The sequence below is a fragment of the Neisseria sp. P0001.S005 genome, from assembly GCF_051963715.1.
Map to the genome: position 1 here is coordinate 1 of NZ_JBQCTZ010000030.1, position 21,328 is coordinate 21,328.

18 protein-coding genes and 2 pseudogenes are annotated in these 21,328 nt (G+C 49.3%); 11 read left to right on the forward strand and 9 right to left on the reverse strand.

Features of this window, described 5'->3' with window-relative positions; translation table 11 throughout:
• A pseudogene (locus ACTHSP_RS06185) lies at window positions 1–194 on the reverse strand (hypothetical protein); the annotation flags it as partial.
• A 163-nt stretch (window positions 195–357) separates the two neighbouring features.
• Between ACTHSP_RS06185 and ACTHSP_RS06190 the strand changes: the two are divergent.
• Window positions 358–549: pseudogene (locus tag ACTHSP_RS06190) on the forward strand (contact-dependent growth inhibition system immunity protein); the annotation flags it as partial.
• Between the two features lie 120 nt (window positions 550–669).
• Here the strand turns inward: ACTHSP_RS06190 and ACTHSP_RS06195 are convergent.
• From ACTHSP_RS06195 to ACTHSP_RS06205, 3 genes are all read right to left on the reverse strand, one after another.
• Window positions 670–1,485 (reverse strand): HNH endonuclease, encoded by an 816-nt coding sequence (locus ACTHSP_RS06195; RefSeq protein WP_440345817.1) that lies wholly within the window; start codon window positions 1,483–1,485, stop codon window positions 670–672.
• A 315-nt stretch (window positions 1,486–1,800) separates the two neighbouring features.
• The gene (gene mfd / locus ACTHSP_RS06200; protein WP_440345818.1) at window positions 1,801–5,205 is read right to left on the reverse strand and encodes a transcription-repair coupling factor; all 3,405 of its coding nucleotides are present in this window, start codon (window positions 5,203–5,205) and stop codon (window positions 1,801–1,803) included.
• A 130-nt stretch (window positions 5,206–5,335) separates the two neighbouring features.
• On the reverse strand, window positions 5,336–6,028 hold the full coding sequence (locus ACTHSP_RS06205) for a VIT1/CCC1 transporter family protein (protein WP_070608751.1): 693 nt from the start codon (window positions 6,026–6,028) through the stop codon (window positions 5,336–5,338).
• Between the two features lie 295 nt (window positions 6,029–6,323).
• On the opposite strand from ACTHSP_RS06205, the gene ACTHSP_RS06210 reads away from it, so the two are divergent.
• The 4 genes from ACTHSP_RS06210 to ACTHSP_RS06225 all read left to right on the forward strand — a co-directional run bounded on the left by ACTHSP_RS06210 (window position 6,324) and on the right by ACTHSP_RS06225 (window position 9,258).
• Complete coding sequence (locus tag ACTHSP_RS06210) at window positions 6,324–6,470, forward strand: hypothetical protein (protein ID WP_049336812.1); 147 nt, start codon at window positions 6,324–6,326, stop codon at window positions 6,468–6,470.
• 192 nt (window positions 6,471–6,662) lie between these two features.
• Entirely contained in the window at window positions 6,663–6,863 is a 201-nt protein-coding gene (locus ACTHSP_RS06215) for a hypothetical protein (protein ID WP_063068698.1), read from the forward strand.
• Between the two features lie 89 nt (window positions 6,864–6,952).
• Window positions 6,953–8,350 carry an aspartate ammonia-lyase gene (gene aspA, locus ACTHSP_RS06220; protein WP_070608748.1) on the forward strand — a complete coding sequence of 466 codons (1,398 nt, stop codon included), beginning with the start codon at window positions 6,953–6,955 and terminating at the stop codon, window positions 8,348–8,350.
• A 245-nt stretch (window positions 8,351–8,595) separates the two neighbouring features.
• Window positions 8,596–9,258: an NAD(P)H-dependent oxidoreductase gene (locus tag ACTHSP_RS06225; RefSeq protein ID WP_070646137.1), complete on the forward strand. Its 663-nt coding sequence runs from the start codon at window positions 8,596–8,598 to the stop codon at window positions 9,256–9,258.
• A 181-nt stretch (window positions 9,259–9,439) separates the two neighbouring features.
• Here the strand turns inward: ACTHSP_RS06225 and ACTHSP_RS06230 are convergent, their stop codons facing one another.
• Together ACTHSP_RS06230 and ACTHSP_RS06235 are read right to left on the reverse strand one after the other, a co-directional pair.
• On the reverse strand, window positions 9,440–11,641 hold the full coding sequence (locus ACTHSP_RS06230) for a FepA family TonB-dependent siderophore receptor (RefSeq protein WP_070608744.1): 2,202 nt from the start codon (window positions 11,639–11,641) through the stop codon (window positions 9,440–9,442).
• Window positions 11,642–11,873: 232 nt separating this feature from the next.
• Window positions 11,874–12,092: a YdcH family protein gene (locus ACTHSP_RS06235; RefSeq protein WP_003685475.1), complete on the reverse strand. Its 219-nt coding sequence runs from the start codon at window positions 12,090–12,092 to the stop codon at window positions 11,874–11,876.
• Window positions 12,093–12,314: 222 nt separating this feature from the next.
• Here ACTHSP_RS06235 and ACTHSP_RS06240 point away from each other — a divergent pair, with 222 nt between their 5' ends.
• Together ACTHSP_RS06240 and glyA are read left to right on the forward strand one after the other, a co-directional pair.
• A complete protein-coding gene (locus ACTHSP_RS06240) occupies window positions 12,315–12,689 on the forward strand; it encodes a hypothetical protein (protein WP_003746286.1) in 375 nt (124 codons plus the stop codon).
• Window positions 12,690–12,822: 133 nt separating this feature from the next.
• The gene (glyA, locus tag ACTHSP_RS06245) at window positions 12,823–14,073 is read left to right on the forward strand and encodes a serine hydroxymethyltransferase (RefSeq protein WP_314512834.1); all 1,251 of its coding nucleotides are present in this window, start codon (window positions 12,823–12,825) and stop codon (window positions 14,071–14,073) included.
• Between the two features lie 71 nt (window positions 14,074–14,144).
• Here the strand turns inward: glyA and ACTHSP_RS06250 are convergent, their stop codons facing one another.
• Together ACTHSP_RS06250 and yddG are read right to left on the reverse strand one after the other, a co-directional pair.
• Window positions 14,145–15,455 (reverse strand): sulfate adenylyltransferase subunit 1, encoded by a 1,311-nt coding sequence (locus ACTHSP_RS06250; RefSeq protein ID WP_314512837.1) that lies wholly within the window; start codon window positions 15,453–15,455, stop codon window positions 14,145–14,147.
• Window positions 15,456–15,584: 129 nt separating this feature from the next.
• Window positions 15,585–16,499 carry an aromatic amino acid DMT transporter YddG gene (yddG, locus tag ACTHSP_RS06255; protein WP_070646442.1) on the reverse strand — a complete coding sequence of 305 codons (915 nt, stop codon included), beginning with the start codon at window positions 16,497–16,499 and terminating at the stop codon, window positions 15,585–15,587.
• 179 nt (window positions 16,500–16,678) lie between these two features.
• Between yddG and ACTHSP_RS06260 the strand changes: the two genes are divergently transcribed.
• The 4 genes from ACTHSP_RS06260 (at window position 16,679) to ACTHSP_RS06275 (ending at window position 20,317) form a co-directional block, all read left to right on the forward strand.
• Complete coding sequence (locus tag ACTHSP_RS06260; RefSeq protein WP_070646411.1) at window positions 16,679–17,104, forward strand: MarR family winged helix-turn-helix transcriptional regulator; 426 nt, start codon at window positions 16,679–16,681, stop codon at window positions 17,102–17,104.
• Between the two features lie 11 nt (window positions 17,105–17,115).
• Window positions 17,116–17,985 (forward strand): ABC transporter six-transmembrane domain-containing protein, encoded by an 870-nt coding sequence (locus ACTHSP_RS06265; protein WP_285071087.1) that lies wholly within the window; start codon window positions 17,116–17,118, stop codon window positions 17,983–17,985.
• Between the two features lie 27 nt (window positions 17,986–18,012).
• Complete coding sequence (locus ACTHSP_RS06270; protein ID WP_070646415.1) at window positions 18,013–18,336, forward strand: DMT family transporter; 324 nt, start codon at window positions 18,013–18,015, stop codon at window positions 18,334–18,336.
• A gap of 190 nt (window positions 18,337–18,526) precedes the next feature.
• Window positions 18,527–20,317: an assimilatory sulfite reductase (NADPH) flavoprotein subunit gene (locus ACTHSP_RS06275; RefSeq protein ID WP_440345819.1), complete on the forward strand. Its 1,791-nt coding sequence runs from the start codon at window positions 18,527–18,529 to the stop codon at window positions 20,315–20,317.
• 251 nt (window positions 20,318–20,568) lie between these two features.
• Here ACTHSP_RS06275 and ACTHSP_RS06280 read toward each other — a convergent pair whose 3' ends face one another.
• Window positions 20,569–21,231: a hypothetical protein gene (locus ACTHSP_RS06280; RefSeq protein WP_440345820.1), complete on the reverse strand. Its 663-nt coding sequence runs from the start codon at window positions 21,229–21,231 to the stop codon at window positions 20,569–20,571.
• Between the last annotated feature and the right edge of the window lie 97 nt (window positions 21,232–21,328).

Sequence of the window (21,328 nt, forward strand, 5' to 3'; positions counted from 1 at the left end):
TTCAGCTCATCGTTGCGGCTAGTTGTTTTGATATCTGAAATACCCATTGCACTATTGCCTAATAAGCCTGTCAAATGAACCTGTCTATTATCCTTAGCTTCATTGACAGTAATTTTAAAATTCCGAATATCTTCCAACTTAATTTCATCAGTGAAAAAGCAGCCGGATAATATCAAGCCTATTACTCCCAGCATGCTGCCTTAATTTTCATCATCATTTCCTGATCAATTTATTAGCCGTAGAGTGGATTATTGAATCTGACAGTTTTGCTATTTTCAGACGACCTTTTTATACTGCTTCTGTATTCACACTTAAAGCATGCATGCGTGCCGCACACTCCCCTGTATGTAGGTTTGACGTGCACTATTTAAAAACATGATGAGCGGAGATATTTGGCTGCACAACGGCTGCCTGAAAATCAGCCCGAGTCGCCATGTCAAGCTGGAAGCGTGGGATGCCATTGATGCAGACGATGTAATTTTATCATTGGATAACAGCCCTGAAGAAATCGGAGCAGGTTTAAGGTTGGCATTGAGCCACTGCCGATAATATTTGGCAAAAGGTCGTCTGAAAACTGGAAAAATGTTTCAGACGACCTTTTTTTACACTCAAAGCCCGCGTGCGTACCGTATACACCCTACCTGCAGGTTTAATGCGGGCTACGGCTTGTTAGGGCTTAAATATTTCTTCTCGATGCCACTTAAAGTATTTTTCGCTATCAGGGTGAATTTTTAATTTTGTATCAGTTGAGATGCCTAGTCGGAACAGGTTTTTTTCAGAAAGCCTTTTGCTAATACGGATTTTGCCATCTGGCTCAAACGTAATCAGCCCACTATCAAACAAGGCATCAATGTTTGGGGCGAGCATCAAGCCGTTGTATGGGTCAAGCCGTTGCCATTCTTCATCATCCTTGCAGTCGCGCCAAGGTTTGATATGGCTGGCAATCAGCAATTCAGGCATATCCACGCCGCAGATGGGGCATTGCGGATACCGTTCCAATACGCCGTTTCTGAATTCGCCTTGACCTATGCGGGCGTTAATCAGGCGCTGGATTTCGGTTTTGGCTTCTTCGGTTGTGGCGTTTTCTAAGCGTTGGTTAAGTTCATCTAAATCATTTTCCAAAGATTGTTGATAGGCTACCTGAAAAGTGGGTATTTCAATGTATTCGCTGGGGACGTAATCTTCCATACAATGTCCGCATCCGGTTAAATGTTTATTATATTTCTGCCGAGAATAAGCCTCTAATGCAGGAATGGAATTAGAACAAACTTTATAATAAGGGTTTGATTCAGTAGTGTAGTTACCATTCTCATTGCTGATACATGGTTTCCTCTTTATTCCTTGTACACGATGTATCATAGGATATTTAGAAATGGGTTTGCCTTCTTTGTTTATATTTAATATATAACCATCAGGGTTGTTCTCTCTCCATTTCAAATATTCGGCATCATTAGGCTCATCTTTAAAAATTTTGAGTTCGGGCATAATATTTCCTTTGAAAATAAACATACGCTGGATTATTAGAAATTTCACAGACCTGTAAAAAAATGAATGTTAGATTTTGTTCCAAACTACGTCAGAAATGCCCACAACGGTATTTCATTTGTTGCTTGCTGTTCCAATCGGCATCATAAATCTTTTGCCTACTACATGAAAAGTTTTTCCAAGCAGATGTAGGTCGGATTCTAGAATCCGACAGCTTAATACGGGAGATTTTGTCGGATACAAGTATCCGACCTACAAATTTTGGATAAGGAAAGGCCGTCTGAAAATTTTTCAGACGGCCTTTTTTTAACCTCTCTATTTCACCATCACCCTTTCTTTCAAAGTCTTCAATACGTTCTTCACTGTATTAATCCGCACTTCGATATTTTCCATCTCCGCGGTAAATCGCAGCTTATCCGCGCCGGCAAGGCGGTATTTTTTGTCGTTCTGAATCAGCAGGATAATTTCGGTTGGATCGACATTGTTGTTTTTGCCAAAGGTTACCGTTACCGCTTCGCTGGTCGCATCAATGGCGTCTATACCCAATTCTTTTGCCATAAGCCGTATGTGGTGGCTTTCGATGAGGGTTTTGACGGGTTGTTCGGGCAAGCCGAAGCGGTCGACCAGTTCTTCATGTATGGCGTTGATTTGTTGCACGGTTTCGCAGACGGCGAGGCGTTTGTAGAGGACGAGGCGCTCGTGGATGTCGGGGCAGTAGTCTTCAGGCAGTAATGCCGGGCTGTGCAGTTTGATTTCGGTGGTAATGCCCAATGGAGCGTCAAGGTCGGGCTGGCGGCCTTTTTTGAGGTCGCGCACGGCTTGTTTGAGCATTTCGGTGTAGAGCGTGAAGCCGACCTGTATCATTTCGCCGGATTGTCCTTCGCCAAGGATTTCGCCTGCGCCGCGGATTTCCAAATCCTGCATGGCGAGGGTGAAACCTGCGCCGAGTTCGTCTGCCGCGGCGATGGCGTCGAGGCGTTTTTCTGCGTCTTTGGTGATGTATTCGGGCGTGAGCAGGTAGGCGTAGGCTTGGTGGTGGCTGCGGCCGACGCGCCCGCGAAGTTGGTGCAGTTGTGCCAGTCCGAATTTGTCGGCGCGGTTGATGATGATGGTGTTGGCGTTGGGGATGTCGATGCCGGTTTCGATGATGGTGGAACAGAGCAACACGTTAAATCGTTGCTGTAAAAAGTCGCGCATGACTTGCTCCAGCTCGCGCTCGCGCAGTTGTCCATGCGCCACGCCGATGCGGGCTTCGGGCAACAGGGTTTCCAGCCGCTCACGCATATTTTCAATCGTATCCACTTCATTGTGCAGGAAAAACACTTGTCCACCGCGTTTGAGTTCGCGCAATACGGCTTCACGCACGCTGCCTTCGCTGAAGGGTTTGACAAAGGTTTTGACGGCGAGGCGGCGGCTGGGCGCGGTGGTAATCAACGAGAAGTCGCGCAAGCCTTCGAGCGCCATGCTGAGGGTGCGCGGAATCGGCGTGGCGGTCATGGTGAGGATATCGACATTGGCTCGCAGGCGTTTGAGTTGCTCTTTCTGACGCACGCCGAAGCGGTGTTCTTCATCGATGATGACCAGTCCTAAGTTTTTGAATTTTATGTCGTCCTGCACCAGTTTGTGCGTGCCGATAACAATATCGACCGTGCCATCCGCCATGCCTTCCAGCGCGGCTTTGGTGGCTTTGCTGTTGTTGAAACGCGAAAGGCTGGCGACTTTCACAGGGAAATCGGCGAAGCGGTCGGCGAAGTTTTGCGCGTGCTGCTCGACCAGAAGCGTGGTCGGGGCGAGTACGGCGACCTGTTTGCCGCCCATCACCGCTACAAACGCGGCGCGCAGGGCGACTTCGGTTTTGCCGAAGCCAACATCGCCGCATACGAGGCGGTCCATCGGCTTCGCCTGTGTCAAATCCTTAATCACAGCGGCAATGGCGGCAGCCTGGTCTTCGGTTTCTTCATAGCCGAAACCGTCGGCAAATGCCTGATAGTCCATCTCGTTGATTTCAAACTTGTGTCCCGATTGGGCGGCGCGTTGGGCGTAGAGATTGAGCAACTCGGCAGCGGTGTCGCGCGCCTTTTCGGCGGCTTTGCGTTTTGCCTTGTTCCACGCGCCGCTACCGAGCTTGTGCAAAGCTACGTTTTCATGCGCCTGGCCGGAGTAGCGGCTGATTAAATGCAGTTGCGAAACAGGCACATAAAGCTGCGCTTCGCCCGCGTATTCGAGCAACATCATTTCGTTGGTTTCATCTCCCAAGTCCATTGTGACCAAGCCCATATATCGGCCGATACCGTGTTCTTCGTGTACGATGGGGTCGCCGATGTTGATTTCGGCAAGGTCGCGCAACAGGCCGTCTGAAATGGCGGCGTGTTTCTTACGATGATGTTTGCGCGAGCGGGCAACATATTGATAAAGATCGGATTCGGTAATGACCGCAATGTTTTGATCTTCTAATTTAAACCCGTAAGCCAACGGCGCCACTGTAATCATCAGCGGCTCATGTGCCGACAAGAAGCCTTGCCAATCAGACACGCTTTTGGCTTTCAAACCGTTTTGCTGCAAGAAACCGAGCATGGTTTCGCGCCGTCCCAAACTTTCGGCGCACAGCAGAATCCGTCCATCAAAGGCCGTCTGAAAATCCTTCAACGCCTGCAACGGTTCATCTGCTTGGCGGTTGACGGCCAAGTTTGGCAACGTATGTTCATCACCAAAAATATCCGGCAATACCTGACCATAATTTTTCAGACGGCCTGCAAAGACATCAGCAGAAAGATACAAATGCTGTGGGAGCAAAGGCGGATAGGTCTCGTCGCCCTGCGCCATGGCGTAACGCGATTTAACGTCGCTCCAAAAACGGTTTGCCTCGGCATGAACGTCGCCCAGAGAGACAAACAGCGCATCTTCGCCGATATAGTCAAACAGCGTTTCCAGCTCATTTTCAAAAAACAGCGGCAGGTAATATTCCACGCCCACGCCGAAGTGGCCGTTGCTGACGGCTTTGTACACAGCCGCATCGTTCGGATTGCCATCAACTTCCTCGCGGAAGCGGCTGCGGAAAATCTTTTGCGCCTCGCTGTCGGTGGGGAACTCGTGTGCCGGCAGCAGGCGGATTTCGGAAACGGGAGAAATGGTACGTTGCGTTTCGGTATCGAAGGTTTTAATGCTGTCGATTTCATCGTCAAACAAATCGATGCGGTAGGGCATTTCGCTGCCCATCGGGAACAAATCAACAATGCCGCCGCGCACGGCAAACTCGCCCGCCGCAACAACGTGGGAAACATGGTTATAACCCGCATCTACCAAATCGGTTTTCAGACGACCTATATCCAAAGTCTGCCCCGTTTTCAGCCAAAACGTGCGCCCTGCCAGAAACGGCACAGGTAGCAGCTTCTGCATCGCCGTAGCAACCGGTACGAACAACACGTCCGCCGTGCCGCTTTTAATCTGCCACAATGCCGACAAGCGCTCCGACACCAAATCCTGATGCGGTGAAAAACGCTCGTAAGGCAGCGTTTCCCAGTCAGGTAGGAACACGGCCGTATCGTGTGGACGGAAAAACAGCCAGGCCGTCTGAAGGCGTAGCGCCTGTTCCGCATCTTGGGTCAAGACAACCTTGAGCTGCTTATGCGGCAGATAACGCGCCAAAGCCAAAGGCAGCGAGCCTTGAGACAGATTGAGCCAACGGGATTTTTCACGGGGTTTGGGAATCGGATAGGTCATGATAAAATAGTTTGTAATAAATAAATACAAGCACCATAGGCCGTCTGAAAAATTTTCAGACGGCCTTTAGCGATTAAATAGATTTTCAATTTTACTGGATACAGGTTTAAAAGAATATAAGGCCTTACATTCAGACGGCCACACCCGCCAGTTTTCCAATAAATCCGGTTATCACCAATGCCGCAACGCCCCATAGGCACACGCGCAAAACGGCAGGAACGACAGGTGCCCCTCCGAGTTTGGCGGAGGCATAGCCCAGTCCTGCCAGTCCGCACAAAGTGGAAACTGCCAAGGCCGGAACAATGGCGGTAGAAGCTGTCAATGCGACCAGTAAAGGCAAAATTGCGCCGGCACAAAATGAAGCGGCAGAAGCCAGCGCGGCCTGTATGGGTTGGGCGGCAGAGGTTTCGGTAATGCCGATTTCGTCACGTGCGTGGGCGGCGAGTGCATCGTGCTCCATCAAGGCTTTGGCCACCTCTGCGGCGAGCGGGTCGGACAAACCGCGGCGGCGGTAAATTTCCGTCAGCTCTTCCAACTCCGCATCAGGATTATTTGCCAATTCGTAGCATTCTTTGTGTAAATCGGCTTTTTCCGTATCCGATTGGCTGGACACGGAAACGTACTCCCCCGCCGCCATTGACACCGCGCCCCCGATAAGCGCCGAAACGCCGGTCAACAGCAGGGTTGGGAAATCTGGCGCGGCAGCGGCTACGCCCGTCAACAGCGAGGCAGTGGAAATCAGGCCGTCATTGGCACCCAATACGCTTGCCCGAAGCCAGTTGTTGCGGTCGCTGAAATGACGTTCGCTGTGGTGTGAATACATATATGCTCCGATAAATTGGCGGTTTCCAAATGATAACATTGTATTGTTTTTTGAAATCCATGTCAGTTTATCCCTTCAAATCAAGCATCCTTAAATCTTTCTGCGGCCATTTCAAACCATAAAAGCCAACACTCCTCTTTGGATTTTTTCAGACGGCCTGAACGCTTTTACAAGTAAATTTATTGTTCCAAGTCATGGCATTATCACAAGACAGTTTTGTACTGCTTGGTTTATCGGCTTAAAGATGCTATCTTTATGAATCTTTCCACTCCTCAATCCATTGAAAGGATGTATCATGGCCGAAGAAAACAAAATCAAAGTAAACGATTTGCCTGAAGATAAAAAAGAGCAAACCGAAGAAACCGAGCTGCCCGTTATCAACAACGAAGAAAAACGCGGCGGTCATGGCGAAGGCGGTTGCTGCGGCGCATGCGGCGGCTAAATCTTCCCGATAAAGCCTCCGAGGCCGTCTGAAAAGTCTTACTTTTCAGACGGCCTTTTCCTTTCTAAACACTTACAGGTAAATCAATGAAAGGATGCGGGAGAAGAATTTAAACACAACCGCGTTTGTGCTACATTCACATCTTTACAAACCACAACAATCTGCCCCCGCAGACACACAAGGAAGAAAAAAATGTTTTGGTATATCGTCAGCTTTTTCGCCATTATCGTTTCCCTGCTCGCCCTCTGGGTCAACGCCAGCGCGTTCGGTATGCAGGACGACGGCACGCCGCAATCCGAATATGAAAAAATGTTGGGTTTGGGTGCGAAATTGAAAGATAAAGAGACAGCCGCAAAAGAGCGCGAAGCGGCGCGCTTTCACCCTGACGATTAAGCCTTATTAACTGGACAATCTTGCCGAACTGGGCTAATGTTCCAAACGCATAATGCACACCAACACAACTATACGAGAAGGTAAGAGAAATGACTGTACGAATCGAACACGATTTACTGGGCGACCGCGAGATCCCTGCTGAAGTATATTGGGGCATCCATACTTTGCGCGCCATTGAAAACTTTAAAATTTCCACACAAAAAATTTCCGACGTACCGCAATTTGTCCGCAGCATGGTCATGGTTAAAAAAGCCACTGCGCAAGCCAACGGCGCATTGGGTGCCATCAAGCCGGAAATCGCGGCCGCCATCGAAAAAGCCTGCGATGAAGTATTGGTCAAAGGCCGCTGCCTCGACCAATTCCCGTCCGACGTTTATCAAGGCGGCGCCGGTACTTCGGTCAACATGAATACCAACGAAGTCATTGCCAACCTCGCATTGGAAGTCTTGGGTCACGAAAAAGGCCACTACGACATCGTCAATCCGATGGACCATGTCAACGCCAGCCAATCCACCAACGATGCCTACCCTACCGGCTTCCGCCTTGCCGTGTATTACAGCATCGGCGAATTGCTCGACAAACTGGCCATCCTGAAAAACGCCTTTGCCGCCAAAGCCGAAGAGTTTAAAGATGTTTTGAAAATGGGCCGCACCCAGCTTCAAGATGCTGTGCCGATGACTGCCGGCCAAGAATTCCAGTCTTTCCAAGTGTTGTTGGAAGAAGAAATCCTCAACCTAGACCGCACCCGCTCCCTGCTGCTTGAAGTCAACCTCGGCGCCACCGCCATCGGTACAGGCGTGAATACGCCTAAAGGCTATGCAGCTTTGGTTGTTGAGAAACTCTCCGAAGTCAGCGGTCTGCCTTGCAAACTGACTGAAAACCTGATCGAAGCGACCTCCGACTGCGGCGCATATGTAATGGTACACGGCGCATTGAAACGCACAGCCGTCAAACTGTCCAAAATCTGTAACGACTTGCGCCTGCTCTCTTCCGGTCCACGTGCCGGTTTGAAAGAAATCAACCTGCCTGAATTGCAGGCCGGTTCTTCCATCATGCCAGCCAAAGTCAATCCCGTGATTCCCGAAGTCGTCAACCAAGTCTGCTTCAAAGTCATCGGCAACGACACCACCATCACTTTCGCAGCCGAAGCAGGTCAGTTGCAGCTGAACGTTATGGAGCCGGTCATCGCCCAATGTATGTTTGAAACCATTTCCCTCTTGGGCAACGCCGCGGTCAACCTAGCCGACAAATGCGTCAAAGGCATTACGGTCAACCGCGAAATCTGCGAACGCTACGTTTTCAACTCCATCGGTTTGGTTACTTATTTGAATCCGTACATCGGCCACCACAACGGCGACTTGGTCGGCAAAATCTGCGCCCAAACCGGCAAAGGCGTGCGCGAAGTCGTACTGGAGCGCGGTTTGTTGAGCGAAGAAGAGCTCAACCGCATCCTCTCTCCTGAAAACCTGATTAATCCTCATCTGTAATCAGGATTTGAAATCAAAGGCCGTCTGAAACTTTAAACGTTTAAAGTTTCAGACGGCCTTTTCGTATTAATATTGATATTTATCGAATTTTTTTGCGAAATTCAGAATTAAAAGATAGCCTGACCGTCAGGTTTGATTTAACATGGTGTTGCCCCAGCCTGTTTCCTCATTAAGGTTATGCCGGTAATGATACCTCAAAAGGAACCGGATATTGGAATAACATCTTCATTTATTAGGAAAACCAGATGAATCAAATTACACGCGAACAAATGCTGCAAGTATTCGAAAATCGCTGTTCCACCCGTTATTACGATCCCAACAAAAAAATCAGCCAAGAAGATTTTGCAGCGATTTTAGAATTTGCCCGCCTCTCGCCCAGCTCTGTCGGCTCCGAGCCATGGAAATTCTTGGTGATTCAAAACAAAGCCCTGCGTGAGAAAATCAAGCCTTTCAGCTGGGGGATGCAATCCCAACTGGACGACTGCAGCCATCTGGTGATTATCCTTGCCAAGAAAAATGCCCGTTACGATACCCCGTTCTTCCGCAGTGTTGCCGAACGCAGAGGCCTGCAAGGAGAGCAGCTGGAAAAAGCGTTGGCAAGATACAAAAGCTTCCAAGAAACCGACATTAAAATTGCCGACGACCAACGCGCACTCTTTGACTGGAGCGGCAAGCAGACCTATATTGCTTTGGCCAATATGCTTACAGGTGCAGCGGCCATCGGCATCGATTCCTGCCCAATCGAAGGCTTCAACTACGACAAAATGAACGAAGTATTGGCAGCAGAAGGCCTGTTTGATGCCAACGAATGGGGCGTATCCGTAGCGGCAACATTCGGCTATCGCGCCAAAGAAATCACTAAAAAATCACGCAAACCGATTGAAGAAATGGTGACTTGGGTCGAATAAGCAGTTTGTATTCTCAGGGCGGCGAATGTCGCCCTTTTACTTTTTTAAAATAGTGAAGTAAATTCCGTAACAACAAATACTTCTAAATTTAAAAAATCAAAAGGCCGTCTGAAACCATGTGTCAGAAATCTTAGATTTCATTTCACACCGTTTCAGACGGCCTGATTTAATACGCTTCTACTTAAAACGATACTTTCAAACTGCCGTAGAAGGCACGGCCATGCTCGTTATAAGTTTGTGCTCCGGCAGTTGTGCGGTACAGTTTTTTGTCAAACAGATTGCTGATACCGCCACGGAGGGCCACACGTTTGTTCCAGTTGTAGCCTGCATTGATGCCCCAAATGCCGTAAGAGCCGACTTGCGTTTGGTTATGTTCAGAAGACAACGCTGCCACGCCTGCACGCGGATTGCCGTTTTGCTCCAAACGGTTGACTGCCACGCCGCGCGGCTTGGTGCGGCCGTAGTGGGTAAAGGTCAGGTTGGCATCGAAGCGTTCGTTCGGTGTCCAAGACAGTGTGCTGTTGATGGTGTGTTTCGGCACCAAAGACAATGGATTGCCTTGATAATCTTCGGATTTGTGCATGTAAGTGAAATTGTTGCTCCACTTGAGTGTGTCATGCAACGGAATCACCAAGTTGCCTTCGATACCCGAAATCGTCGCTTTCGGCGTATTTTCCCATTGCAGGAGCCAGTTGCCGATATTGCTGGTGGCAATAAGCTGGTCGCCGATCACGATTTTATTGCGGTACGCATTATGGAAATAAGTCGCGGAAGCCTGCCAGCCGTTTTTGTTGAACTCAAGACCAATCTCTTTATTGATGCTGGTTTCAGGTTTCAAATTGCTGTTGCCCATGTAGTAGCAGCGAACACTGTTCGGCGCATTGAGCGGACAACCCTGACCGCGTGTGTACAGGATAAAGTCAGGATTGGTTTGATACAAATTTGGCGCTTTGTACGCACGGGCAACACCGCCTTTGACCAACCAATTTTCGCCGATTTGATGCGAGAAGTTCAAAGCCGGACTCCAGTTGCTACCGCTGTCGCTGTTGTGGTCAAAACGGATAGCCGGAATCAGATGGGTTTTGTCGGTCAATGAAATATTGCCTTCAACGTATGCCGCCCAGTTGCGTTGAGATGCCTTACTACCGCGCGTTGCGGAGATGCCGTTAAACGCATCGGTTTTGCCTTGGTCTTTAAATCCCTGAGTATTGGAGGCAGGATCGTCCAATTTGCTGTCAGTAAATTCTGCACCAACCGTCAACACGTTATCGACACCAAGTTTAAACGGAATATTCGCTTCGCTGCTGAAACGCAGGTTTTTCAGACGGCTTTGAACAAAATCCAAGCCTGTATAGCTGCCTTCCGGACCACCGGCCAAACCTTCAGGCAAGTGGCTGTTGACTGTACGCTCATAACTGATCACGTTTTTGGTATCGCCCCATTCCCATGCGCCATCATGCGTTAAAGAATAAGCAGAACGGTATAAGCGGGCAGTTTCGGCTTTACTGTCGGCCAGAGAATTAACCAAAGCAGAACGTGGATTGCTGTTTTGCGTATCGCCGTTGTAGATATTGCCCTGACGGCTGTAGCTGCTGTCTAAAATCAGCGTTTGCGCTGGGCTGATTTTCCATTGCAGACGGCCGGCAATGTCTTTATTGCGTACGCCTTCGACACCGGCCGCGCTGTCGTTGCCGTGTCCTGCATTGATATCGGCCGCATCTGCATCCGTTTTATTCAGGTTGCCGTAAATGCGGAAGCCCAAAGTATCTTGAATAATCGGACCGCTCAAATTAAAGCCGATACGGCGGGTTGCGCCCTCTTTGCTGTCTTGCGGTTGATTGGCGTAAAGATTGACTTGGCCTTTAAATTCTTTAGACACTTTTTTGGTAACAATATTGACCACGCCGCCCATCGCACCCGACCCGTAACGTGTTGCCGCCGGGCCGCGCAAAACGGTGATGGATTCGATTTCTTCAACCGGCACCCAGTTGCTGTCGCCACGCGTATTGCGTTCACCGCGCATACTGATACGCTCGGACTGGCGCGAATTAACCGGCTTGCCGTCAATCAAAATCAAAGTGTTTTCAGGACCCATACCGCGCAAGTCGATTTGGCGTTTGTTGCCACGCTGACCTGTTGCCGTATTGCCGGTCAGGTTGACGCCCGGCATGGTGCGGACAAATTCGGAAATATCGTTGACTGCAGGACGCTTGTCGATGTCGTCTTTAGAAATACGCGATACGCCCAGCGACTGTTGCAGTTGTTTCTCGGCAGTAACGTAAACGGTATCGACTTCAGCCTGCTCAACTGCTTTCTCTTCAGCTGCGTGTGAGAATGCACTAATTAACGCCAAAGGCAAAATGGCGAGTGTGAATGTTTTCATTGCATCGTTTCTCTTTAACTTTGTTTGTTAAAAATCAAAATAAAAATTATTCGAGATTTTAAATAAACTTAACAGAGTTTTCAATGCAATTAAGAGTGATTTACAATTATTCGTTAAATTAAGCCAATAAAAATAACCAAATGCCTAATAATTAAAAAGGCCGTCTGAACCGGCATGAAAGGGAATCTGAGATTTCCATCATACCGTTCAGACGGCCTTATTCAAATTTTAATTATTTGCCTGCTGCTTTTTGCAGAAGAGCATACAATTCGTCTTTGAGTTTAAGTTTGGCTTTTTTCAGCTCTTCAATCTCTTCGGCACCGCTGGTAACAGGATTGTTAACCAAACCGGTGATTTTATCGTCCAGCTCATTGTGCTCGTCAAACAAACGGGCAAAGTGTGCATCTTCTTGTTTCAGTTTAGAAATCAAATCGCGATATTCTGGAAACATTTTGTTTTCCTCTCTTGTTAATTAAATAAAAAAGTACTGCTGTCAAAAACCAGGACGAATCAATCTTTAGCTTCATTATAACAAACACGGGCGTTTTATCCAGTCTTTTTTAAGGCGAAACTGTTTTACATCAAAATTAATAATATCAACATAAGTTAGCGCCAAAAATAGAAAGAAACGGCTTTATAGACGGCTTGCCGACTTGGGCATACAATCGGGCTTATGCGTTTACACAATGGCCGAACCACCCTATTCCGTCATATCAACGGCATGGACGGACAATTTATCCTGCTTGAGAACCATCCTTCATGGATGCCGGTCAATGATGCCGATTTCAACCATGCTGCTCCCTTGCCCGACGGTTTGGCCGTGCACGAAGAATCATTTTATCCATTTGAAAAAATAAATGCCGCCGAATCGGCAGACAATATCAAAATCTTTAGCGAAGAAGCTCTACGGCTGGAGAAAGAACGATTAAATGCAGTAGCCTTAGTAGAACTGGCAAAAAATCTTAAAGCCGCCCAAGCCGAAGCCGACTTAGCCGCGCTTCTGGAAAAAATGGATTTTCATCTAAAACAAGATGATATTTTCAAATAAACCCTTCAATCTCAGGCCGTCTGAAACCAAACACCCGACACAATTGTTGACAATGCAAGAAAAATAGTTCATCTTGAACCAATTCGCAGCACTCCATCCTATATTTTCAGCCCATCACAAAGGAATCGAGAACATGTTTTCAAAAAGCGTTACCCTCGCACAATATGACCCCGATTTGGCAGCAGCCATTGCCCAAGAAGACCAACGCCAGCAAGACCACGTCGAGCTGATTGCCTCTGAAAACTACGTCAGCTGTGCCGTCATGGAAGCCCAAGGTTCGCAATTGACCAACAAATACGCCGAAGGCTATCCGGGCAAACGCTACTACGGTGGCTGCGAATACGTTGATATTGTCGAACAATTGGCGATTGATCGCGCTAAAGAGTTGTTTGGCGCAGAATATGTCAATGTCCAACCGCACTCCGGCTCCCAAGCCAACCAAGCTGTATACGCTTCTGTTTTGAAACCGGGCGACACCATTTTGGGCATGTCTCTAGCACACGGCGGCCACTTGACCCACGGCGCAAGCGTCAACATCTCCGGCAAACTCTACAACGCCATTACTTATGGTTTGGATGAAAACGAAGTTCTCGATTATGCCGAAGTAGAACGCTTGGCTCTTGAACATAAACCTAAAATGATTGTGGCCGGTGCATCTGCCTACGCGTTGCAAATCGACTGGGCAAAATTCCGCGAAATCGCCGATAAAGTCGGCGCATACCTCTTTGTCGACATGGCGCACTATGCCGGCCTGATTGCCGGCGGCGAATATCCTAACCCCGTACCATTCTGCGACTTCGTCACCACCACCACCCACAAAACCCTGCGCGGTCCTCGCGGCGGTGTGATTTTGTGCCGTGACAATACCCACGAAAAAGCGCTGAACTCTTCCATCTTCCCAAGCCTGCAAGGCGGCCCGTTGATGCACGTTATCGCTGCCAAAGCCGTAGCATTTAAAGAAGCGTTGCAGCCTGAGTTCAAACAATACGCAAAACAAGTGAAAATCAATGCTGCCGCCATGGCGGAAGAGTTGGTTAAACGCGGTTTGCGCATCGTTTCCGGCCGTACTGAAAGCCACGTTTTCCTCGTTGACCTGCAACCGATGAAAATCACCGGCAAAGCCGCCGAAGCCGCTTTGGGCAAAGCTCACATCACCGTCAACAAAAACGCCATCCCGAACGATCCGGAAAAACCATTCGTTACCTCCGGCATCCGCATCGGCTCCGCCGCCATGACCACACGCGGCTTTAACGAAGCCGACGCGCGCGTATTGGCAAATTTGGTTGCCGACGTATTGGCCAACCCTGAAGACGAAGCCAATCTCGCCAAAGTCCGCGAACAAGTGACTGCTTTGTGCGATAAATATCCGGTTTACGGCGCATAAACATTTTGCCTTGGGTAAAATAACAGGCCGTCTGAAACTTCAGACGGCCTTTTTTTATTGCAACTTTTCTTTTAAATTTCAAAACTGTTTGTTTCGCTGACTTTGCGTATCATGCCTGCCGCGACAGTATGGTTGGTGGCTTCGTCAATCAAAATAAACGCGCCTTGTGCATGGTTGTCTTCGTATGCGGCAGCAGCGAGCGGCTGTTGGGTTTTGAAGCTGATGCTGCCGATATCGTTGAGCTTAAGCGTTTCGGTGGATTCGACGCGGCTGAGGGTGTTCACGTCCCAAACGTAGGCAATTTCGCTGATTTTTACGGGCGTGGTTTGGGTAGTGTGCTTCAGCAAATATTTGCGGCGCAGATTAAGCGGAATATCGTCAAACCAGCAAAGCGCGGCTTGAAATTGTTGTTCGGGAACAATGGCGCTGTCTGCTGAAACAATGCTGTTGCCGCGTGAAATATCGATGTCGGTATCCAAAACAACAGTCAACACCTCCCCTGCCTCGGCAGATTCGGTTTTACCGTTGGCATTATAGATTTCGGCAACTTTGGCAACATGGCCGCTGGGCAGGACTTTAACTTCATCGCCCACTTTCAGACGGCCCGCTTCCAATCTGCCTTGATAACCGCGGAAGTCGTCACTGCTACTGCCATCTTGGCGCGCCACGCGTTGCACGGGAAAGTGCGCGGCTTGGTCGGCGGCATTTTGACGGTTGACAGGCAAGCTTTCAAGCAAAGGCAAAAGCGGCAAACCTTGATACCACGGGGTTTGGCTGCTGGCATTGACGATATTGTCGCCTTTCAAGGCGCTGATGGGCAGGAAGTGGATTTGTGCTTGGAGGCCAATTTGTTCCGCCAGTTTGCGGTAGGCTTCGGTAATGGCTTGATATTTGGCTTCGTCAAAGTCGAGCAAGTCGAGTTTGTTGACGGCAACGATGATGTTGGGGCAGCCCAAGAGTTTCAGAATTGCGCTGTGGCGTTTGGTTTGGGGCAGGAGGACAGGTTCATTACCTGAAAAATCGACGCGTGTGGCATCAACCAAAATAATGGCGGCATCGGCAGTCGATGCGCCGGTAACCATATTACGCGTGTATTGCTCATGTCCCGGCGTATCGGCAATGATGAATTTGCGTTTGGGCGTGGCGAAATAACGGTAGGCCACGTCAATGGTAATGCCTTGTTCGCGCTCGGCGGCAAGGCCGTCTGTCAGGCTGGCGAAGTCGGGCGTTTCGCCGTTTTCAGCAGCGCGGTTGAGCTTGTCAAGCTGGTCGGTCAGTAAGGTTTTGCTGTCGTAGAGCAGGCGGCCGATGAGGGTGGATTTGCCGTCATCGACACTGCCGGCGGTAATGAAGCGTAAAAGCGGAGCGGAAGCTGCAGTCATGATTCTTTCCCATTTCTCGTGATTTCTCAAACTGACTGCTACTTTAAACAGGCCGTCTGAAAATGGGAAAGAATGTTTGGTTGTTAAAAAAGCTGTTTTCGTTATATCGCGAAGCTATGGGATATTGCCTCACGCCATCTGTTTTCTCCGGGTCGCCAACCAACATACAATCGACCCTAAGCACACCATTCCCGCCCCCTGCCAAAACGTCATGGACAAAGGCGCGCTAATCAAAAATGATGACACTACCGCAGACAATACCGGAATGAAATAAGATGCGCCTGCCAATACGGTCAGGTTGCCGCGTGAAATACCGATATTCCACACTGCATAGCCCAAACCCATGCAAGCTGCAGCGGCAACGGCATAGCCGAGCGATACGGAATCAAAACTCAACGTATCCGCGCCGCTGAGAAAATACTCTATCCACAATAGTATCGACACCAGTGCAAAGAAGAAGCCGACGCTGCTGCCTTCTGCTTTCACGCGCGCCGTCAGCGTACAATATGCCGCCCAAAACACCGCATCCGCAAATGCCATGATGTAGCCGCCGGGATTGGTGCGGACATTGTGGTAGATGCCGGAAATCGACAAGCCGACATCGCCGCCCAATACAGTGGCAATCCCTAAAAACGACAGCACAAAGCCGATGACTATCCACCATTTTGACGGCTGTTTGTTGAAATATACCGCTCCGACGATGGTAAACGTCGGCCACAAATAATTGACCATGCCGATTTCCACCGCCTGTCTCGCGTTTTGCGCAAAACCGACCGAGAGCGACAAACACAGTTCGCAGCCGACAAAAAACACACTCGCCCAAAACAGATAGCTGCGGTTGTAATTGCGCAAATGCGGCCGGCCGAAAATCAGCCAAATCAATACGGTGGACAGGGTGTACATCATTGCCGCGCCGCCCACTGCCCCCATATGCAGGCTCAAAGAGCGTATCAGAGAAATGACAAAGCTCCACAAAGCAACGGCAAGCAGCCCGATGGCAGTGGCTTGTTTGGATGAAATATTTTGAGATAAGAAATGAATCATGGCGTATGTGTTGAAGATGTTATTAGGTTTATCGTAGTTTGAATATATCGTTTCTACATTAATTATTTTAACGGTTTCAAGGCCGTCTGAAAATGATTGTTTCAGACGGCCTTCTATTTGCAATTAGTCCTAAACATGACTATAATCCGCATCCAATTAGTCAATATTGAGACCAATTTATAAATCAGCTCGATCAACTCGGTATGCGCATCAGCCACATAGACAGCGCATTTGACCAATGGATTAAACAGCAAAACACCAACTACAATACCTTCGCCGTGCTATATACCTTAGCCACCGAAGGCAGCCGCACTCAAAAATACATAGGCGAAGAATGGAGCCTACCCAAGCAAACCGTTTCCAGCACATGCAAAACGCTGGCGGAACAAGGCTTGCTGACATTTCACGAAAGCGAACAAGACAAACGCGAACGTTTATTGTCGCTGACCGAGCAAGGCAAGGAATACGCCACACCACTGGTGCAAAACATGCAGGAATTCAGCAAACGAATTTTTACCGCCTTCGGTGAAAAACGTGCAGTCCGACTGTTTGCCGATTTGGACGCATTGGCCGAATTAATGGCGCAAACCCTCAATACTAAATAAGGAGGGCAACCATGTGGAAAATGTTGAAACACATCGGTCAAACACACCGCCGCAAACTCATCACAACCTTCTCTCTCGTCGGCTTGGATAATCTACTCTTGCTGGTATATCCCGTGTTTGGCGGCTGGGCGATTAATGCCGTTATGGAAGGCAACGTCTGGCAGGCAATGTTGTATGGTGTGGTGGTTTTATTAATGTGGATAATCGGAGCCGCCCGCCGAGCAGCCGATACGCGCACATTTACCCAAATCTATACCGAAATCGCCGTCCCGGTCGTTTTGGAACAGCGCAAGCGAGAAGTACCGCATTCCGCCATTACCGCACGCGTTGCCCTATCGCGTGAGTTTGTCAGTTTTTTTGAAGAACACCTGCCCATCGCTGCTACTTCGCTGGTCTCCATCTTCGGTGCATGTATGATGTTGCTGATATTGGAATTTTGGGTGGGCGTATTGGCTGTCGCGATACTTGCCCTGTTTTTATGGTTGCTGCCGCGTTTTGCCGCCATCAGCGAAAACCTATATTTCCGTTTAAACAACCGGCTTGAACGCGACAATCACTTTATCCGCGACGGCAACGAACATCAGCTCTACCGCCACTACGGCTGGGTTGCCAAACTACGCGTGCTGATTTCCAACCGCGAAGCCTTAGGCTATCTCAGTATCGGCATAGCGATGAGCATATTGTTCGGCTTCGCCTTTATACACATGACACTTAAAGGCTATGGCAGTGCCGGCCATATCTATTCCGTCAGCACTTATTTATGGATGTTTGCAATGAGCTTGGACGATGTACCGCGCTTGGTCGAACAATACTCCAATTTAAAAGATATCGGACAACGCGTTGAACTCTCGGAAGAAAACAATCTTTCCAAGGCCGTCTGAAACCTTAACACACTATCAGGATATATTATGAGTTGGTTTTATTTAATCTTAGCCGGTATGCTGGAAATCGGCTGGCCATTGGGCTTAAAGCTGGCACAACAGGAAGGCTACCGCTGGCATGGCTTTGCCGCCGCTTTTGCCTGCATCGCCGGTAGCGGATACCTCCTTTACCTTGCCCAAAAAAGTATTCCGATGGGTACAGCCTACGCCGTCTGGACAGGCATAGGCGCGGCAGGGGCATTTTTAGTGGGCGTTGTATTTTTCAACGATGCCGCCAATATCGGCCGCTGGCTCGGCGCATTTCTCATCATCTCCGGCGTCGTAGTGATGAAACTCTCCAGCGGAAACTGAAAATCTCGTTTCTATCCAATCCAAGGCCGTCTGAATATGCTTGTTCAGACGGCCTAATACCTTCCCGAATATAACAAAATCATCTTAAATTAAAACCAAGCATTCTTTCCTTTTTTCAGACGGCCTGTTTAAAGTGGCGACTGTCCATTATTCAAACAATCGGTTATAGCCGTCCAACAAAGGAATCCAAATGAGCCAAGCCAATCCGCTTCCACCCGAACTCTCCGTCCAACTCTCTGCCCTATCCCCCACCCAACTTGCCTGGCTCTCCGGCTATTGCTGGGCGCAAAGCCAAGGCGTATCCGGAGCAGCAGCCGAACCATCTGCCCTGCAAACAGCCACTTCGACAGTCAGCCGCCGCGTATTAGTCCTCTCCGCCTCACAAACCGGCAATGCCCGCAGCGTTGCCGAATCCTTACACGCCAAACTTCAAGTCGCCGGCGTAGAAGCCCGCCTCAGCAGCGCAGGCGATTTCAAAAGCAAAACCCTGCCCGACGAAGACATCGTGCTTTTGGTTACCTCCACCCAAGGCGAAGGCGAACCGCCCGAAGAAGCCCTGCCCCTGTACAAATTCATCTACGGCAAAAAGAAACCTGATCTCAGCAAACTGACCTTTGCCGTCTTAGGCCTTGGCGATTCCTCCTATCCCAACTTCTGCCAAGCAGGCAAAGACTTTGATGCCAAATTTGCCGAACTGGGCGCAGGCCGTCTGAACGACTTGGGCATTTGCGACTTAGAATTCCAAGCCGATGCCGACGCATGGATTGCCGCCGTCGTACCCAAAGTAGCCGAATTAGCCGCCCAAGCAGCAAGCCCAAGTCCAACCGCTACACCAAACAGTTCAGCAACACCAAGCAGCAGCGCCGTATACACCAAAGAAAACCCCTACACAGCTACCCTATCCGTGCGCCAAAAAATCACCTCGCGCGATGCGGAAAAAGACGTCAAACACATCGAAATCGACCTCAGCGGCTCAGGTTTGCATTATCAGGCAGGCGATGCGCTCGGCGTATGGCCGCTGAATGCCGCCGACCTCGTTCAAGAAATCCTCGACCTCAACCAACTGAGCGGCAACGAAACCGTCCAACTTTCAGACGGCCGCGAAACCGACATCCGCACCCCCCTGACCGAATCCGCAGACATCACCCAAAACACACCGGCATTCGTCCAACAATACGCCGAATTAACAAATAACGAAGAACTCAAAGCCATAGCTGCAGATAAAGCCCAACTGGATGCCTACCTCACCGCCACACCGCCCGTAGGCGTATTTGCTGCCCATCCACACCCACTGGATGCACAAACCCTATACAGCCTCTTCCGCCCACAAACCCCGCGTCTCTATTCCATCGCCTCCGCACAAGACGAAGTCGGCGAAGAAGTCCACCTCACCATCGGCGTCGTCCGTTTCGACCACCACGACCACACCTACACCGGCGCAGCATCCGGCTACTTGGGCGAACGCCTCGAAGAAGGCAGCGAAGTCCGCGTCTTTGTCGAACCCAACCCCAACTTCCGCCTGCCACAAAACGGCGATACACCCATCATCATGATCGGCGCAGGCACAGGCGTCGCCCCCTTCCGCTCCTTCATGCAACAACGCGCCGCCAATGGCGACAGCGGCAAAAACTGGCTCTTCTTCGGCAACCAACGCCTGGCCGACGACTTCCTCTACCAACTCGAATGGAGCGATTGGCGCAAAGACGGCCTCCTCACCCGCGCCGACCTCGCATGGAGCCGCCAAGGCGAACACAAAGTATACGTCCAACACAAAATCACCGAACGCGCCGCCGAAGTTTGGAACTGGCTGCAACAAGGCGCACACATCTACGTCTGCGGCGACGCTACACGCATGGCACGCGATGTCGAAAACGCCCTGATCGAAGTCATCGAAACCCAAGGCAAACTCAGCCGTGACGAAGCCGAAGACTACCTCAACGACCTGCGCGAAGACAAACGCTACCAACGCGACGTTTATTGATTGGATAAGCCAAAATAAAGGCCGTCTGAAAGCTAAATTTCAGACGGCCTTTTGATCTTTATCGTTTTCCCGAAAACATCTTAAATAAACCTGACAACATATTACCTTGTTTTAGTTCCAAATTTTGACTTCCGCATTTGCCACATTGTCTAGGCTTGGGCAACAACATATCCGATCCCTTAGATGCCTCACGCTGCCAACCGCAAGACACACAAGTCCAATAAACATCTTGACGGGGTTTAACTGCCATATCAATCCTCCTTTACAAACGGATAAAACGGCTTGCCCCAATCCTTATCGGCATTTTTCTGAATAATTGACAGCATTACCGGCAGGATGCTGCCCAAAATCTTACAAGCGTCCTTTAATTGTTCGCGATTGGCGCTGCTATTATAAGTCGCACCGCCATGCACCATCTGATTACGCAAGGTATAAAGCCTGTCAAACAACACAAACAAGACCGTTGCCGTATCCTGCGCGGCCAAAGCCGCATTTACTTTACGCCGCTCTTTTTCAAAGCATTCCAAATAAGCGGCTTCGGAAATATAGCCGTTATGGAAATCCCAAAATTCCTGAAACACATAGCGATTGCCCAATAAAGATCGAATCGCACCCGAAAATTCCTTCCACACCAAAGCATAAATCTGCTTATCCGTATCCAGCGCACAGACCTTATTTAAAAAAGTCTGAAATTTGTTTCTATCCGCAGGCATGGTTCGTCCGTCCAGCTCATAAGCATAAGCCGCATTAAACGCAATCCACATAGACTGGAAGGCAAAATCCCAATCCTGTACCGACCATCTTTCCTCCGCCTTTTCCAGCCAGCTCAAAGAGCGGTGGATACGCAAGCGGAAGTGTTCCGAATAAGTATTTTTATGGTCTTGATAAAATGTCTTGTTTCCAGATAAATTCATTGCCATTCCCTTTTAGCGTATCGATCAATTCACTTCATATGCACGGAATATCCTACATGGAATGAAGCAAATCATAATATACCCTTCATAATATTTT